At 53.0% G+C, this 16,269-nt stretch carries 14 protein-coding genes; 12 read left to right on the top strand and 2 right to left on the bottom strand.

The window, feature by feature from the left end; translation table 11 throughout:
• The first annotated feature begins 72 nt into the window (after positions 1 to 72).
• Positions 73 to 882, top strand: a complete 810-nt coding sequence (locus MKY86_RS23535) for a YetF domain-containing protein (protein WP_076081679.1) — start codon at positions 73 to 75, stop codon at positions 880 to 882.
• On the opposite strand, the gene spoVB is transcribed toward MKY86_RS23535, so the two are convergent.
• A complete protein-coding gene (gene spoVB, locus MKY86_RS23530) occupies positions 879 to 2,480 on the bottom strand; it encodes a stage V sporulation protein B (RefSeq protein WP_076081678.1) in 1,602 nt (533 codons plus the stop codon). The two genes, MKY86_RS23535 and spoVB, sit on opposite strands and share 4 nt — an antisense overlap.
• A gap of 214 nt (positions 2,481 to 2,694) precedes the next feature.
• Between spoVB and MKY86_RS23525 the strand changes: the two genes are divergently transcribed.
• From MKY86_RS23525 to MKY86_RS23500, 6 genes are all read left to right on the top strand, one after another.
• Positions 2,695 to 2,946: a post-transcriptional regulator gene (locus MKY86_RS23525; protein WP_036690543.1), complete on the top strand. Its 252-nt coding sequence runs from the start codon at positions 2,695 to 2,697 to the stop codon at positions 2,944 to 2,946.
• A gap of 233 nt (positions 2,947 to 3,179) precedes the next feature.
• A complete protein-coding gene (gene secD, locus MKY86_RS23520) occupies positions 3,180 to 4,433 on the top strand; it encodes a protein translocase subunit SecD (RefSeq protein WP_076081677.1) in 1,254 nt (417 codons plus the stop codon).
• Positions 4,423 to 5,322, top strand: coding sequence for a protein translocase subunit SecF (gene secF / locus MKY86_RS23515; RefSeq protein ID WP_076081676.1), 900 nt, complete (start codon positions 4,423 to 4,425; stop codon positions 5,320 to 5,322). The genes secD and secF overlap by 11 nt, the downstream gene beginning before the upstream one ends.
• Positions 5,323 to 5,443: 121 nt before the next feature.
• On the top strand, positions 5,444 to 6,409 hold the full coding sequence (locus MKY86_RS23510) for a cation diffusion facilitator family transporter (protein WP_076081675.1): 966 nt from the start codon (positions 5,444 to 5,446) through the stop codon (positions 6,407 to 6,409).
• A gap of 29 nt (positions 6,410 to 6,438) precedes the next feature.
• Complete coding sequence (gene recJ / locus MKY86_RS23505; protein WP_076081674.1) at positions 6,439 to 8,841, top strand: single-stranded-DNA-specific exonuclease RecJ; 2,403 nt, start codon at positions 6,439 to 6,441, stop codon at positions 8,839 to 8,841.
• A gap of 82 nt (positions 8,842 to 8,923) precedes the next feature.
• Positions 8,924 to 9,442, top strand: a complete 519-nt coding sequence (locus MKY86_RS23500) for an adenine phosphoribosyltransferase (RefSeq protein WP_036732465.1) — start codon at positions 8,924 to 8,926, stop codon at positions 9,440 to 9,442.
• Between the two features lie 112 nt (positions 9,443 to 9,554).
• Here the strand turns inward: MKY86_RS23500 and uraA are convergent, their stop codons facing one another.
• On the bottom strand, positions 9,555 to 10,865 hold the full coding sequence (gene uraA / locus MKY86_RS23495) for a uracil permease (protein ID WP_076081673.1): 1,311 nt from the start codon (positions 10,863 to 10,865) through the stop codon (positions 9,555 to 9,557).
• A gap of 312 nt (positions 10,866 to 11,177) precedes the next feature.
• On the opposite strand from uraA, the gene MKY86_RS23490 reads away from it, so the two are divergent.
• The 5 genes from MKY86_RS23490 (at position 11,178) to MKY86_RS23470 (ending at position 15,458) form a co-directional block, all read left to right on the top strand.
• Positions 11,178 to 13,361: a RelA/SpoT family protein gene (locus MKY86_RS23490; RefSeq protein ID WP_036732347.1), complete on the top strand. Its 2,184-nt coding sequence runs from the start codon at positions 11,178 to 11,180 to the stop codon at positions 13,359 to 13,361.
• Between the two features lie 29 nt (positions 13,362 to 13,390).
• The gene (gene dtd / locus MKY86_RS23485; protein ID WP_076081672.1) at positions 13,391 to 13,834 is read left to right on the top strand and encodes a D-aminoacyl-tRNA deacylase; all 444 of its coding nucleotides are present in this window, start codon (positions 13,391 to 13,393) and stop codon (positions 13,832 to 13,834) included.
• A gap of 182 nt (positions 13,835 to 14,016) precedes the next feature.
• Positions 14,017 to 14,172, top strand: coding sequence for a hypothetical protein (locus MKY86_RS23480; protein ID WP_340827532.1), 156 nt, complete (start codon positions 14,017 to 14,019; stop codon positions 14,170 to 14,172).
• Positions 14,173 to 14,430: 258 nt separating this feature from the next.
• Complete coding sequence (locus MKY86_RS23475; RefSeq protein WP_036732345.1) at positions 14,431 to 14,937, top strand: type 1 glutamine amidotransferase domain-containing protein; 507 nt, start codon at positions 14,431 to 14,433, stop codon at positions 14,935 to 14,937.
• A gap of 59 nt (positions 14,938 to 14,996) precedes the next feature.
• Complete coding sequence (locus tag MKY86_RS23470) at positions 14,997 to 15,458, top strand: hypothetical protein (protein ID WP_036732344.1); 462 nt, start codon at positions 14,997 to 14,999, stop codon at positions 15,456 to 15,458.
• The last annotated feature ends 811 nt before the right edge of the window (positions 15,459 to 16,269 follow it).

Raw genomic sequence — 16,269 nt, 5'->3', positions numbered from 1 at the left:
TACGGTCAGGTCAGAATAGGGGTACATTAATCCGCCAGTATGGGGGAGTAGCGGAAGGGGAGCGAAGAGAATATGTTCCAGCATATTACGACCCATATCTTTCTGACCGTGCTGATGTATATCTTCATTTTCCTGAGCATGCGCATCATGGGCAAACGTGAAATCGGCAAGCTGTCTGTATTTGACCTGACCATTTCCATCATGATTGCCGAGATCGGTGTCTTTGTGATTGAGGATATCGAGCGGCCTATTTATGATGGTGTTGTTCCTATGGCGACCCTGGTGCTGATTCAAGTGCTGGTCGCACAGCTCAGCTTGAAGAGCCGGAAACTGCGCTTAATGGTGGATGGCAGGCCCAGCATTCTGATCTCGGACGGGAAGATTCACCGGGGCGAAATGCGCAGGCAGCGGTATAATATTGATGATCTGCTGCTGCAGCTCCGCGGGCAGAATATTGTCAGTCCGGCAGATGTGGAGTTCGCTATCCTGGAGACAAGCGGGCAGTTAACGGTGATTGAGAAGAATGCCAACGTCACCTCATCCAATCAGTCGGGCAACAGCAGCTCCGGCGCAGAGCGGAAGGAGAATAACGGCGATAGCCAGAAGGACTCCGGCGATGCTGAATCATCCGGCGGTGACTCTGCTTCGGTGAAGCTGCCGAAGCATAAGATCCGTTATGAAGGACTGCCGATTCCGCTGATTATGGACGGGAAGGTGCAGGACGGAAATCTTGAGATGATCGGCAAGAACCGGTTCTGGCTTAGAACCCAGATCCGGCAGAAGGGTGTCTCTGATTTCCGGGATGTTTTCCTGTGCTCCGTGGATCATAAGGGAGAACTCTATATTGCCCCGATCAGCCCGGATAAGGGGAAGCCAACCTAACTGCGCCAGCGTCTGAAAAAGGGCACCCGTTCCAGGTCACGCCTGGAGATCAGCCCCGATAACAGGCAGATGCTCAGATAGATGGCCATGCCGCAGGCAGCAGCAGCTAAGAATTGTATCCACTGCGACTGTGAGATTGGAACAGAAGTATAGACATACGACATCCCGGCGGCCATGATGACCGTAGCGGCCAGGATTTTGAGCGGGTCCGACCAGCGCAAGGACATGGCGGTGAGCTTGACTACACTGTAGCCGTGCAGAAGCGTGACAAGTAAGCTGTTGACCATAATGGCGATGATGGCGCCCAGAATGCCGTACTCGGGCCGGGAGGCCAGCAGGAGAATCAGCAGAATTTTGACAACGGCTCCTATCAGCGTATTGATCAGTGCCTTGCCTGGGCGGTCCATGGCCTGAAGGGCAGCCTGCAGCGGGGCCTGGACATAGAGAAACACAGCGAACGGGGCCATCATCCTAAGCATAGGGGCCGTATCCGCCGCATTGCCGTACATTAGCGTACAGAGCGGTACGGCAAGAATATACATAACAGCAGCAAACGGGGCACCGGTCACCATGGCTAGCCGCAGGGCCTGGTGCATTCTTTTGTGAATCGTGGGCAAATCGTTGCGGGCGGCGGCCTCGGATAAGGAAGGGACAAGGGAGACGGCCAGCGAGGAGCTGAGCACACCCGGCAGCAGCAGCAGCGGAATCACCATTCCCTGCAAGGAACCATATTGTGCGGTTGCAGCGGCGGCTGCGATTCCGGCGAGCGCGAGGCTGCGCACGGTAATAATCGATTCCAGAAGGTAAGAGAATGAGCCGATCAGTCGTCCGGCAGTTACCGGTATTGAAATGCCGATGAGACGCTTGAAGACAGGTGTAGTCGTCTGCGCGGGTTCGCGTCCGGCACTGCCCTGCGTATCCTGAACCATAGGTTCCACGTTTGGCGGGAGTTCAGACCTGTCTTTTTTGTCGTTAAAATAATATTGCCCCAGCAGGGCCAGCATTCCGGCGATCTCCCCCACAGTCACGCCAAGCATAGCACCCGCAGCCGCAAAGGCGATGCCCTTCGGCAGCAGCATCCAGGAGAACCACAGCATGAAGAAGATCCGGATGACCGATTCCAGCACGGAGGAGAAGGCCGAGGGAATCATGTTCTGCCTGCCTTGAAAGTATCCCCGGTAGATGGATGAAACGGCGACGATGGCGATCATGGGGGTCATGCTGACGAAGGTATAATAGACACGCTGGTCTGTCAGAAGAACGCTGGATACCCAGGAGGCGCTGAACAGGGCGACGAAGGTGAACACAATGCCCAGCGACAGGCTGAGAGCGAGGCCGGTTTGCAGGATTTTACGCGACTGCTCCGGGCGGTTCTCTCCTTCGGCTTCGGCAACCAGCTTGGCAATCGCCAGCGGGATTCCCCCCGTAATTACCGTAATGAGCACAATGAAAAACGGGTATCCGAGCTGATACAGACCCACCCCCTCAGCGCCGATGATCCGGGGCAGGGCAATCCGGGGAATGAAGCCAAGCATCCGGTTAATGATACCGGCGAGCAGCAGGATGATCGTTCCTTGTATAAAGGTCTGTTTCCTCACAGGGCACTCCTTCTTCCTACATATGACATGAAACTGCAGGTGAATTACCGCCATAACCAAGCCAGGCTTGTATAAGGATATGCCGGTACAGGTGCGCTGCATGACAAGCATTCTGTAGACAAGTTTTTTGGTCTTAAGCAGGAAAGTGTGAGCGCAGGGTCGAATACGTACCACTGAGCATACGTAAATGAGGAATCTTTGGAGGTGCCTGCACGTGGAATCGGAACAATGGAGATATGACGAGCTTAGTGAAGATATCGAAGCCATGTGCATCAGCAAAGCGGAGGAATTCCGGCTCCTCGGCTATGAATATGTGACCGGTAAGGATATTTGGGATTGCATCAGCCGCAATTATGCCAAGGAGGGAAGACCTCCCCTGCACAGGCTGGTCAATGACATTTATTCACTCAAGTCAGGCAGTTATATGACTTATCTGACCTTGGCGGCCTACCGGGGATTGAATTAACGGGGGGATTTGTCAAAAGGAACGATTTTCTTTTGCAAACGGGTACAGGAAGCAGTAAAGTAAGTAAAGAGTGTTCAGACTTGTCCTATCAAACGGAGGTATCTTCGCTTTGCAGCAGAACCTGCCGTTTCTTTGTGTGAATCAAGACACCGTCATTCCTTCTGAATTGACGGTCATTTCGCACGTAGCTATAATAGGAATATTGATGTAATGAAAGGGGAACTAGCTAGAGCATGAAGAGAATGTTGAGCTTTATCATTACCGTGGTCGTTCTAACGGGCGTCATGGTATTTACTACTCCCGGGCTGCTGGACAGAGTCCGTCTGGGTCTTGACCTCAAGGGCGGATTCGAAATTCTGTACCACGCCGAGCCAATGGATACGGGAGGAACTCTGACCCGCGCTTCGCTGCAGAAGACTGCAGAGAGCCTCGAGAAGCGGGCGAATGCACTCGGAACCAGCGAGCCTGAGGTGACCACCGAAGGTACGGACCGCATCCGTCTGAAGATCGCAGGTGTAACCGACGAAGCAGAGGTCCGCAAGAAAATGAAAGAACCCGCAGTTCTGACCTTCCGCAGTGCCAATGAAGGGGATGCTCCCGGGGTGTACAGCAAGATTGAGCTGGTAGGCAGTGACTTTGTTGAAGGTGCGGCAGAGGTTCAACGCGATCAACTGAACCGGCCCGAAATCAGCATCTCCATCAAAGACAAGAAGAAATTCGCAGAGATTACCGAGCGCCTGCTGGGTAAGGAACTCGCCATCTATCTGGATGAGAACCTGTTATCTTCGCCTCCAACGGTACGAGCTGTCCTGACCGATGGTAAGGCTTCGATCTCCGGGGGATATACACTGGATGAAGCCCGCGAGATTGCCGATACAATCAACCTCGGTGCTTTGCCGCTGAAGCTGACAGAGAAATATTCCCAGAGCGTAGGGGCTACACTGGGTAAGCAATCCTTGGATGAGACCGTCAGAGCCGGGATTGTCGGTTCTGTGATTATTTTGATCTTCATGCTGCTTATGTACCGTCTTCCGGGCGTACTGGCCAGCTTTGCGCTGATCCTGCACACCTGGCTGCTGATTCTGGTATTTGTCCTGGCAGACTTTACACTGACCCTTCCCGGGATCGCCGCGTTCATCCTCGGTATAGGGATGGCCGTCGATGCCAATATCATTACCAATGAACGGATCAGGGAAGAAATGCGCAGCGGGAAGGGCATTATGTCTTCCGTCAAAGCAGGGAACAAGACCTCCTTCCGTACAGTTATGGATGCGAATGTAACCACTATTATCGTAGCGGCTGTCATGTTCGCCTTCGGTACGGGTGCGGTTAAAGGCTTCGCACTGATTCTGATCGTGGAAATTGTACTTAGTATTGTAACAAACCTTTATTTTGCCCACTGGCTGCTGACTGTGCTGGTTAAAGCCGGCGCACTCAAAAAGCCGAAGCAATTTGGGGTAAAGGAGAGTGACATCAGTGCGCTTTAAGAAAGAGCTTGATTTCGTACATTTAAGTAAATTCTTCTATATCTTCTCGATTGCCCTTACTGTGGCGGGGCTCGTCTTCCTGGCAACCTTCGGCCTGAACTACAGCGTTGACTTCAAGGCCGGGTCCAATGTGGACGTAGCGCTCTCTAAGAGTGTCACGCTGGCTGAGCTGCAGCCGGCTCTGAAGGATGCGGGCATCGAGCATGAACCAACCGTTACCATCGGCGACAAGCGGGTCAACATCCGCTATGATCAAGAGCTGAGTGATGCACAAAGTGAGACCCTCAAGAAGTCAATCAACAAGATTGATGACAAGGCGTCTTTTGAAATCAATACCGTAGATACTGAGATGGCTAAGGAACTGGCCCGCAATGCGATCTATTCCGTGCTGCTATCCAGTATCGGGATTATCATCTATGTAAGTATCCGTTTTGAATGGCGTTTTGCGCTGGCTTCCATTGTGGCGCTGCTTCATGACGCATTTATGGTAGTGGCGGTCTTCTCGATCTTCCGTCTGGAGGTAGACATCACCTTCATTGTCGCGGTGCTGACCATTATCGGTTACTCGATTAACGATACCATCGTTATCTTTGACCGGATACGCGAGAATCTGCGCTTCGGCAAGCAGAAGTCGTATGAGGATCTGAAGCACCTGGTTAACAAAAGTGTAATGCAGACACTCATGCGTTCTCTTTATACAGCCTTCACCGTATTTATTGCCGCATTCTTCCTGCTGATTATGGGCGGGGAGTCGATCCGTATGTTCTCGCTTGCTATGGTTATCGGTCTGCTCTTCGGAGCCTATTCATCGATCTTCATCGCAAGTCCGCTCTGGCTGCTCCTGAAAAAGAACCAGAAGCCTGCTGCGAAGACCCCGGCCAAAGCCTAACACCCGGTTATTCTGTAAGCCGCGTCTGTAGCGACGCGGCTTTTCGGAATCTTCGGGTCAGGGCGTCTTGCTTGATTTCATCATCATGAGTTTACCTGCTAGTGGTAAGGAGGGCCTCGTTATGAATGACAAACCATTACCCCGTAAACAAACTGTTGCCTGGACCGGAATCCTTAGTGATGTTCTACTCGCTCTAGCCAAGGGTAGTATCGGTTATCTGTCAGGCAGCAAGGCATTGTTGGGGGATGCAATCTATTCCGGAGCAGATGCCGCTGCCAGACTGGCGGGGGTGATTCCGTGGAACCTGAAGCAGAGCCACAAGGCAGAAGGCTCAGCGAAACGCGGCCAGGCTGCGCAAGGAAGCAAGGAGCCGATGGCGGCTATTCTGTTCTCTGTGCTGATTATTATGGGCGGGCTGCAGGTTGCTTTCTCGGCTATCCGTGATTTGACAAGGGGACATCTGTCGGCACCGGAGGAGTCAGCGCTTGTTGCTGTCCTGCTGTGCATTGTGTTCAAAGAGGCTGTATTTCAATACCAGTACCGTTATTTCAAAAAAAAGGGTGACGGCAGTCATGCTGCTTATGCCGATAGCCACCGGTTCAGCCTGTACACCTCTATAACGGTATTTATCGGAATTGCCCTGGCCATAACTGGAGGATACTTGAACTGGCATCCTCTGCTCTACATGGACCCCATTGCAGCTCTGCTGACCGGATGTCTGATTCTCCGCAAAGGCTATTCGTTAATTGCTTCCTCTGTATACAGCAAGAAGATTCAGGAGCTTCCTTCCGAGGAAGCAGCCAGCTTCATTGAGACGGTTCAGCGGGTGCATGGAGTCATCCGGGTGGAGCAGCTCCGGGCGTTGGAGGAAGGCAGTTATGTGAATCTGCATGTGAAGATTAGTGTGAATCCGCGGATCAGCGTGATGGAGGCCCAGGATATTTCAGAATGTGCCCGCAAGCTGCTGCAGCACCGGTTCGTTCATGTAGGCGAGGTTCATATGGATGTTGTGCCGTATGATCCGGGTTATCCTTATAAAAGCAATCACGAGCTTGTGGACAATGATATTCCCACGCTGCTTCAGTAGTCTGCAAGGTGAGAGAAAGGTGAACTTTATTGCTTCATTCTAAAACAAGCTGGCAATCTCCGGCAGCCGATTCCGAGCGTATTTCGGAACTGGCCCGGAGCCTTTCTATTTCTCCGCTCCTTTCTTCACTGCTGGTGCAAAGAGGGATGGATACCGCCGACAAGGCACGGGTATTCATGGATTCAGGAGCGGAAGATAGACATGATCCATTCCTGCTCAAAGGAATGGCTGAAGCGGTGCCGCGGATACAGAAGGCACTGCAAGAGGAAGAGCATATTCTGGTGTATGGTGATTATGATGCGGACGGGGTTTCCAGCACTGCGCTGATGATCTACCTTCTGCGTCATCTTGGGGCCTCTTTTGATATTTATATTCCCCATCGCTCCAATGAAGGCTATGGACTGCATAATCATGCGCTGGACTGGGCGGTCCAGCAGGGTGTATCTCTCGTCATTACGGTTGATACTGGTATCAGTGCCTATCATCAGATTGCCTATGCCTCGGAGCTGGGCATTGATGTTATTGTCACGGATCATCATGAGCCGCCGGAGCTGCTGCCCGAGGCGTATGCCCTGATTAACCCGAAGCTGCCGGACTGCCCGTATCCCTTCAAGGGTCTGGCTGGAGTAGGGGTGGCTTACAAGCTGGCTGAGGCGCTCCTTGGCAGTGAAGTGCCTGAGGAATGGTGTGAGATTGCTGCTATAGGTACCGTTGCTGATCTGATGCCGCTGCTGGGCGAGAACCGCAGTCTGGTGCGCAGAGGCCTCAGCAGCATGCGGAATTCGTCGTTTCCGGGCATCCGTGCGCTGCTCTCGGTGGGCGGTATTGCGATGAACACCGTCAGTGCGGTGAATATCGCCTTCGGGATGGCGCCGCGTATTAATGCCAGCGGAAGACTGGATCATGCTGGCCGGGCGGTTACACTGCTGACCACGGAAGATGCGGCAGAAGCTGAGCAATTTGCCGGAGAGCTGGATCTGCTGAACAAGGAACGCCAACTGGTTGTCGAGCGAATTGTCACCGAAGCCACAGCCAAGCTGGAGGAGAGAATCAGCCGGAGCGGACTGCCGGATATTATAGTGCTGGCGGACCAGGGCTGGAATGTCGGCGTAGTCGGCATTGTGGCCTCCAAGCTGCTCGAGCGGTATTACCGTCCGGTTATTATTCTGGACATTCATCCGGAGACCGGGATGTGCAAGGGCTCTGCCCGTTCCATCCCGGGCCTGGATATCTATGCAGCCTTATCCTCATGCGCCGAATTGATGGACCACTTCGGAGGACATCCGGCCGCTGCCGGGATGAGTCTGCCGCAGGACAAGCTGGAAGCCTTCGATGCGGCGCTCAATAGCTATGCTGCGTCTGTTCTGACACCGGAGGACTTCGTAGCTGTTACAGCTGCGGATGGTGAGGTATCCATTGCCGATCTGACCCTCCAGGCTGCGCTTGAGCTGGAGCGGCTTGCGCCGTTCGGCATGGCCAATCCGCTGCCGAGATTCATTCTGCGCGGAGCAGTTGTGAAGGAGACACGGAAGATGGGTCAGGAGGGCAAGCACCTGAAGCTTGTGCTCCAGCAGGACAAGCTGACGATTGAAGCTGTAGCCTTCGGCAAGGGGCCGCTGGCGGATCTGCTTCCGGACGGTACAGTGGTGGATGTTCTGGCAGAGCTGTCCGTCAATGAATGGAACGGCTCGCGCAAGCCTCAGCTGATGCTGCAGGATCTTGCGGTGCCGAAGGCGCAGCTGTTCGATCTGCGCGGCGCGGCCGATGCCGTCAAGCAGGCGGCGCATATTCAGGAGCTGCTCCGCACCTATAGCGGCAGCAATCCCGGCCGGAGTGCAGCGGTCTTCCAGAACAGCCGGACAACGCCGCTGCGTGATCTGAAGGACATGTCCCTCTGGGTATACGATGAGTCTGCCGGGATCTCGGCTGTACATCAGCCGGAGGGCACGCGTGACGAAGAGGGACTGTCACTGCTCTGTGTGCTTGATATGCCGGAGTCTCCGGAGCAGCTGGAAGCACTGTTCACTGCTTTTCCGGGGGCGGAGAACATTGCCCTGCTGCATTCGATCCGTGACGGGCGTGACCGGCTGCAGGTTCCTACCCGTGATCATTTCAAATCGTTATATCAATGGATTGCCGCAATCGCTGCATCTCCAACTCCTGAGCAAGAAGTGCTGCTGCGGCTCAGCCGCCAGTCGGCGCTTGGTGTGCGTATGGTGAGCAGAATGCTGGATGTGTTCGATGAGCTTGACTTCATTGAGCGCAGCGGCGGCAAGATCACCTTTGTCCCGCAGCCTGCCTCCAAGAGTCTGAGCACATCAGAGCATTTCGTCAGACTGGGCAAGACGGCGGAGATGGAGCAGTATTTCATGGAAGGCAGCCGCAGTGAATTGCAGGAATTCATGCTGTCACGGCGTTTAGGGGCCTCATAACAGCTACACATGCTGTCACGGTCATTTGGTTTGAGTAACTTCAGCGGGGGTGATCCCCGCTTACTTTTAGGAGATGATGATGTTGGATTTCAAAAACAATATTCGCGTAATTCCGGATTTCCCCCAGGCTGGAATCAGCTTCAAAGATATTACTACACTGCTGAAGGACGGCGCTGCGTACCGTGCAGCCATCGATGAGCTTAAAGCTCTCGTGGCCCACCTGGAGATCGATGTCATTGCCGGACCGGAGGCGCGCGGCTTTGTAGTGGGCGCACCGCTGGCTTATGCGCTGGGTGTAGGCTTCGTGCCGATCCGCAAAAGCGGCAAGCTTCCTTATGAGACAATCGAAGTGGGCTATGATCTGGAATACGGCAAGGATACCCTCGCTGTGCATACCGATGCGATCAAGCCCGGCCAGAAGGTGCTGATTGCGGATGATCTGCTGGCTACCGGAGGGACGATTGCTACGTCAGTAAACCTGGTGGAACAGCTTGGCGGACAAGTGGTCGGCGCTGCATTCCTGATCGAGCTGACGGCTCTGGCCGGACGGGACAAGCTGTCGGATATTGAAGTGGTTACCTTGTTGACTTACGAGGATTAATCGTCGTGCCCGGCAACTTTTCCCGGGAAATATAAAGCGGACTGCTGTCGAATGAAGACAGCAGTCCGCTTTTTGTTGATGTGCTGGGTGGATAATAACAGATGTGGGTTATTTAATGTGCCGATTTGTCAGCTTCCTGTTCATTGGACAGGCCCAGAACCTCGATCAGCTTGAAGAGCAGGGCGAGCACCATACCGACGATAGTCGCCAGTGCCATGCCTTTCAGCTCTACACCGCCAAGCTTCAGCGAAATGCCGCTGATGCCGACCACCAGGACGAGCGTAGCCAGAATCATGTTGGTGGCTTTGGAGAAATCGACTTTCTGTTCAACGAAGATACGCAGACCCGACGCCGCAATAACACCGAACAGCAGCAGGGATACACCGCCCATAACCGGCAGCGGAATGTTGGCAATGACCGAGGAGAACGTTCCGGAGAACGACAGCACGATGGCGATTACAGCAGCCCCCGCGATAACATATACCGAGTACACCTTGGTCAGAGCCATAACGCCGATATTCTCACCATAGGTTGTATTAGGCGTAGAACCCAGGAACCCGGAGAGTACTGTTGAAATCCCGTTACCCATCAGTGAGCGGTCCAGTCCCGGGTCCTTGGTCAGATCCTTGCCCACGATATTGCTGGTGACCAGCAAATGGCCGATATGCTCCACAATGACCACAAGCGATACAGGAATAATAGTCAGAATGACCTGCCAGTTGAAGGATGGGGTAATGATCGTGGGATGCGAGAGGAAGCTTGCTTGAGAGATGGCACCAGTATTCACCTCACCCAAGATATAAGCGAGTACATAACCGGTAACAATACCGATGAGGATATGAATGATTTTGGGGAAGCCGCGGAACAGCACGGAGCCGAGCACGGTAACACCAAGCGTGACGAGCGACAGGGTAATGGCTTTGCCGTCAGGCGTCCAGTCGGCGGTGGCCACACCATCTGGAGCAATCAGTCCGGCCATCCGTGCGGCTACAGGCACAAGCTCCAGTCCAATCGTGGCAACTATCGCTCCCATAACTGCCGGAGGGAATACAATATCAATCCAGCCGGTACCGGCATAACGTACAATTAAGGCCACAAGAATGAAGATAACACCAGTCACGATAAAAGCGCCCAGTGCAAGCGAATATCCGCGCTCATGATCGCCGGCATGCTCTTTCAGCACAAGCAGCACCGGAGAGATGAAGGCAAAGCTTGAACCCAAATAGGCGGGGATTTTGCCGCGGCAGATTAGAATGTAGAGCAAGGTGCCGATACCGTTCATCAGCAGGATCATGCCGGGATCTACCCCGAACAGGTTGGGAACAAGCACGGTGCTGCCGAACATGGCGAACAGATGCTGAAGACTCAGGAGGAAGCCCGGGCCCCAAGGGAGTCTTTCGTTAACTTGAATTTCGCGTTGCAATGGAGTTCACTTCTCTTTCTGATCTAATTTGATTTGACAATTCTTATCTTTTAAAAAACCGCCTTTACTAGATTAAATAGAACAGCGGGTTTTTACAACAACATTTTTATCCGTGCCACAAAATTGTCTTTTCTTGACCCTTTCCCTGACAGGAATACCACGCTATGGCAAGTGTTGACGGAATCCTTCGTAAGCGTCATAATTATAGACAACTTTAACCTGAGCGCAATGCAGCCGGGAACGTATGGAACCTGCAAATTCTGCATGCTTGCAGGTTCATTTTATTATAGAAGGGAAACGGATACGACGAGAATGGGCATAGAGCAACTAACCGAAAAGGCTGGCGCCTATATAAAAGAAAAAGATCTTCTCCGCATCCGTGAAGCTTATGAATTCGCCGATCAGGCTCATCACGGGCAGGTACGGAAGTCGGGGGAGCCATACATTCTGCATCCGCTGGCGGTCGCAGATATTGTCGTCAATATGCAAATGGATGTCATATCCATCATTGCTGCGCTGCTGCATGATGTTGTGGAAGATACGACGGTGTCCCTGGAGCAGATCCGCACGAAATTTGGCGATACCTGCGCCATGCTGGTGGACGGCCTGACCAAGCTGGAACGCATCCGCTTCCGCTCCAAGGAAGAGCAGCAGAACGAGAACTACCGCAAGATGTTCATCGCTATGGCCCAGGATATCCGGGTGATCGTGATTAAGCTGGCGGACCGTCTGCATAATATGCGTACGCTCAAATACCAGTCTGAAGAGAGTCAGCGCCGGATTTCTTATGAGACGCTGGAGATCTTTTGTCCCATTGCGGACCGGCTGGGGATCTCTGCGATCAAGTGGGAGATGGAGGATATTGCACTCCGTTACCTGAACCCGCAGCAGTACTACCGGATTGCGAATCTTGTACACAAGAAGCGGGCAGAACGCGAGCAGTTCATTGACAGTGTCATCGGCCGCATCCGCGCCAAGCTCGATGAAATGGGCATCGAAGGCGATCTCTCGGGACGCCCGAAGCATATCTACAGTGTCTATAACAAGATGAACACGAAGAACAAGCAGTTCAACGAGATCTATGATCTGCTGGCTATCCGCATTATCGTCGACAATATTAAGGATTGTTATGCCACTTTGGGCATTATTCATACGCTTTGGAAGCCGATGCCTGGCCGTTTCAAGGACTATATTGCTATGCCCAAGGCGAACATGTATCAGTCTTTGCATACAACCGTAGTAGGTCCGGGAGGAGAGCCGACGGAGGTTCAGATCCGCACCTGGGAGATGCACCGCACGGCCGAATTCGGGATCGCCGCCCACTGGGCGTATAAGGAAGGCAGCAGCAACAACAACGTCAATCCCGAGAACCGGATGCCGTTCTTCCGCGAGATTCTGGAGCTTCAGCACGAAGCCAAGGATGCCGAAGAATTTGTAGAATCGCTGAAGATGGACTTTTTCTCTGATCTGGTCTTCGTATTCACGCCTAAGGGTGAGGTAGTGGAGCTGCCTGCCGGCTCGGTGCCGCTGGATTTCGCGTTCCGCATTCATACCGAGGTCGGGAACCGGACAATCGGCTCCAAGGTGAACGGGCGTATTGTTCCGCTTGACCATAAGCTGAAGACCGGGGATATCGTGGAGATTCTGACTTCGAAGAATTCTTACGGTCCAAGCCGCGATTGGCTGAAGATTGCCCAGTCCTCACATGCGCGGAGCAAGATCAAGCAGTGGTTCAAGAAGGAGAAGCGCGAGGAGAACGTGGAGAAGGGCCGGGAGGCCATCGAACGCGAGCTGAAGCGCCTGAACGTGGAGGTCTCTGACTGGCTGACGGAGGACAAATTGTCCGAGGCTGCCAAGAAGTTCGCCTTCAATGATGTGGAGGATATGCTGTCAGCGGTCGGCTTCGGCGGGATTACCGCAGCGCAGATTGCTTCCAAGCTGACTGAGAAGCTGCGTAAGGACCAGGAGGAGGCCGCAGGCCATCTGGAGCTTACCTCCGAGATGAAGGCGATCAAATCCAGCGGAGAGAAGCGCAACCAGCCGACTAACGGGGTCCGTGTCAAGGGAATCGACAATCTGCTGGTACGCTTCGCACGATGTTGTAATCCTGTGCCGGGCGACGATATCATCGGATATGTGACCCGTGGACGGGGCGTATCGGTGCACCGTGAGGATTGTCCGAACATTCCGAACGAGATGGACGGGGAGGAAGCAGCCCGCGTGATTGAAGTGGAGTGGGAAGGCAGTATGGAGGCTAATTACAGCGTCGATATTGAGATTACCGGCCACGACCGCAACGGGCTGCTGAATGAGGTGCTGCAGGCGGTATCGGAGAGCAAGACCAATATTTCAGCGGTCACGGGGCGCTCCGACAAGAACAAGATGGCGATGATCCATATGACAATTTTGATCCGCAATACCGATCACCTGCAGTCTGTGGTCGACAAAGTGAAGCGGGTCAAGGATGTGTATACCGTTAACCGTATTATGCAATAGGTCCCTAAGGCAAGGAGCTGAAGGATGAGATGAGAGTCGTTGTACAGCGCTGCAAGAACTCCAGTGTGACGGTGGACGGTGCAGTGACCGGAGCGATTGGAGAGGGCCTGATGCTGCTTGTCGGCGTAACCCATGAGGATACAGAGAAGGATGCCAAGTATTTGGCTGACAAGGTTGCCGGACTGCGGATTTTCGAGGATGATGCCGGTAAAATGAACCATAGTGTGACAGAGGCCGGCGGGGCCATTCTGTCCGTCTCCCAATTCACACTGTACGGGGACTGCCGCAAGGGCAGACGCCCTAACTTCATGGCGGCAGCGGCTCCGGCTGAGGCAGAGCGGCTCTACGACTACTTCAACCAGATGCTGCGTGCCGGAGGGCTACAGGTTGAGACCGGCGTGTTCGGAGCGATGATGGATGTCGCCCTGACCAACTGGGGACCGGTTACGCTGCTGCTGGACAGCAAGGGTTAGGATTAGAGCCGGGCAGACGCCGCTTTAAAGGACGGCAAAGCCGTTTCCACTTGATAAGATACATCACGGGACTCCACAAGGTGGGGTCTTTTTGCTTCTAGTTAACCAAGCGGGATAGCAGCAGCCCTGGCTGGATAGACTATGAATGATGCACCATTATTCAAGTGCGGGGAGCAAGCAGAATGAGACAAGCACCAAAAGCATGGATGTGGAACATGATTCAGGCCCACGTGGCCGGGTCGATGACCGAAGCCTCAGTGACAGCCAAGGAAGCCGGGGACCCGAAGGAACCGCAGGGACTCCAGCGTAGAGGCCGCGGTCTTTTGCCGCGTACCTAACTGGAGCGAAGGTATGCGGGGAGTGGATTTTTTTGAAAATATAAGAATGTATAGGTTTCACGCTATCCATTATCCTTCTATTTCTCGCTTAAACGGTACCGTCCTGTAAAAGGACGGCAAAGTCGTTTCCACTTGGCGCGTAGGCATTAGGGACGGTACAGAATTTACGGGAAATGCTTAGGCTTCGTTATAAAACGGGGGAATGAGGGTAATAGATTGACGAGACGACAGCAGCCCTAGAGAGGAGATATGGATCTCATGAGTAAAGTAGCTTTTCTACTCGCCAATGACTTTGAAGATTCTGAAATGAAGGTTCCTTACGAAGAAGTTCTGCAGGCAGGACATCAGGCAGAAATCATCGGTCTGAAGAAAAATGAGACCCTGCTCGGCAAAAAAGGAAGCGTATCCTATGCCGCCGATAAAGCGATCAGCGAGGTCACGGCTGCAGAGTATGATGCGATAGTCATTCCGGGCGGATCTTCGCCGGAGAATCTTCGTCTTGACCCGGATATTTTGCAATTCGTGAAGGATGCTGACCGTGCAGGCAAGCCGATTGCCGCGATCTGCCACGGCCCGCAGATTCTGATCAGCGCTGAATTGCTGCAAGGCCGCACACTTACCTCCTATCCGCCGCTGAAGGATGATCTGATCAATGCCGGTGCGGAGTTCAAGGATGAAGAGGTCGTCGTAGACGGCAATTACATTACTTCACGCACACCCAAGGATGAGCCCGCTTTTGTGCGTGAGCTGCTTAAGGTGTTGTAATACAAGAAATACATGCATAACCCGTTTGGCATAATACAACTTTATGGGAGGGATTTACAATGACTAGAAGAATCCAAGCCTATTTCAGTACAGAAGATGCAGCGGAAGGTGCTAAGACTTCTTTGATTCCTTACGGTGTAGAGGGGATTGAGGTATCGGCTTTAACGGACCCTTTGGATAATGGAGTAAATAACCGGCGCAACATTCTAATACCGCTGGGCTCCACCAATACCGCTTCAACAGGTGCCGGAGGTGTTTACGCTGCCGGAGGTGCAACAGGTATGGGGTCCGGGGCGGCCATTGTCCCGGCAGTTGCGGCAGAGGATGATCTGAAACGTACGGATGAAGTACGCGCCGATGAAGTACGCACGGAGGGCGAAGTGCATAGAGGGGAAGAGCTGACAAGCAGTGACCTGGAGCACTTGCATTATGTGATGGATCTCAAGGTAGCCGAGAATCATTACAACGAGGTTGTAGAGGTTCTGCGCGGCAAGCAGGCCTATGTGGAGATTTTTGATTAAAAGGGACCGCGGTTCCCGCCGGTATACATTTCAGCTCCAGCCCTCCGTTATGGAGAGGCTGGAGCTGTTTTATATGCAGAATAAAAGGCGAGGACAGCGTCATAGATATAGACAGGAGCTGGGGGATGGTGTAACCTATGGATTAGCATGACAGCGGGAATTTGGACGGCTTGGTGAAACGCTTTCTTTTCTGTAATGCAACTGTAACACTACATTCATGATTCCTTAATATAGCGTGTTTATAATAGAAGCATGACCCCCTTTTTTATAATATATGATGATGGACCTGCAGCAATCGGCTGCAGGTCACTTTTTTATTTTTGGGGAGATTTCAAGCAACATGGAGTGTCATTAGAGTGAAGTAATGAAGCGGACTGAGAAGCGCCTATTTGTCCACAAACTGTTTTTTTGCGGCAGACGCGGACTGACATTCCGTTATTAGGCTGATTTGAGCGGATAACGAGGCATATGTAGGTGCATAGCGGAATCTGAGTCCGCTTAAGCTGAGAATGAGGAGTTTTTGCCCCAATAGCGGTATTTCAGTCCACTTGGCTGAAGGAACGCTGACTGGTGACAGCTTATTTTATTCAATCCTTGACTTTAGCGCAGTGGTTCAGTAGAATCTAACAGTATAGGTAAGTTTATATTGTTTTGATGACGGGACCAAGTAATCCGTAACCCACAACCCCAGAGAGGAATCCCGCAGATCATGGCTGTCGTCCAGGTAAGGAGGACCGCACGCTGATCCGCAAGGCTGTAAGGATTCTGTTGATGAACGGACGAATGACCTCCCCGAGAACGCACGGCGAAC

Source organism: Paenibacillus sp. FSL R7-0333 (assembly GCF_038000365.1).
Classification (GTDB): domain Bacteria; phylum Bacillota; class Bacilli; order Paenibacillales; family Paenibacillaceae; genus Paenibacillus_AQ; species Paenibacillus_AQ silagei.
The sequence above is the reverse complement of the archived record's forward strand: the minus strand, read 5'-3'. Positions and strand labels throughout refer to the sequence as shown.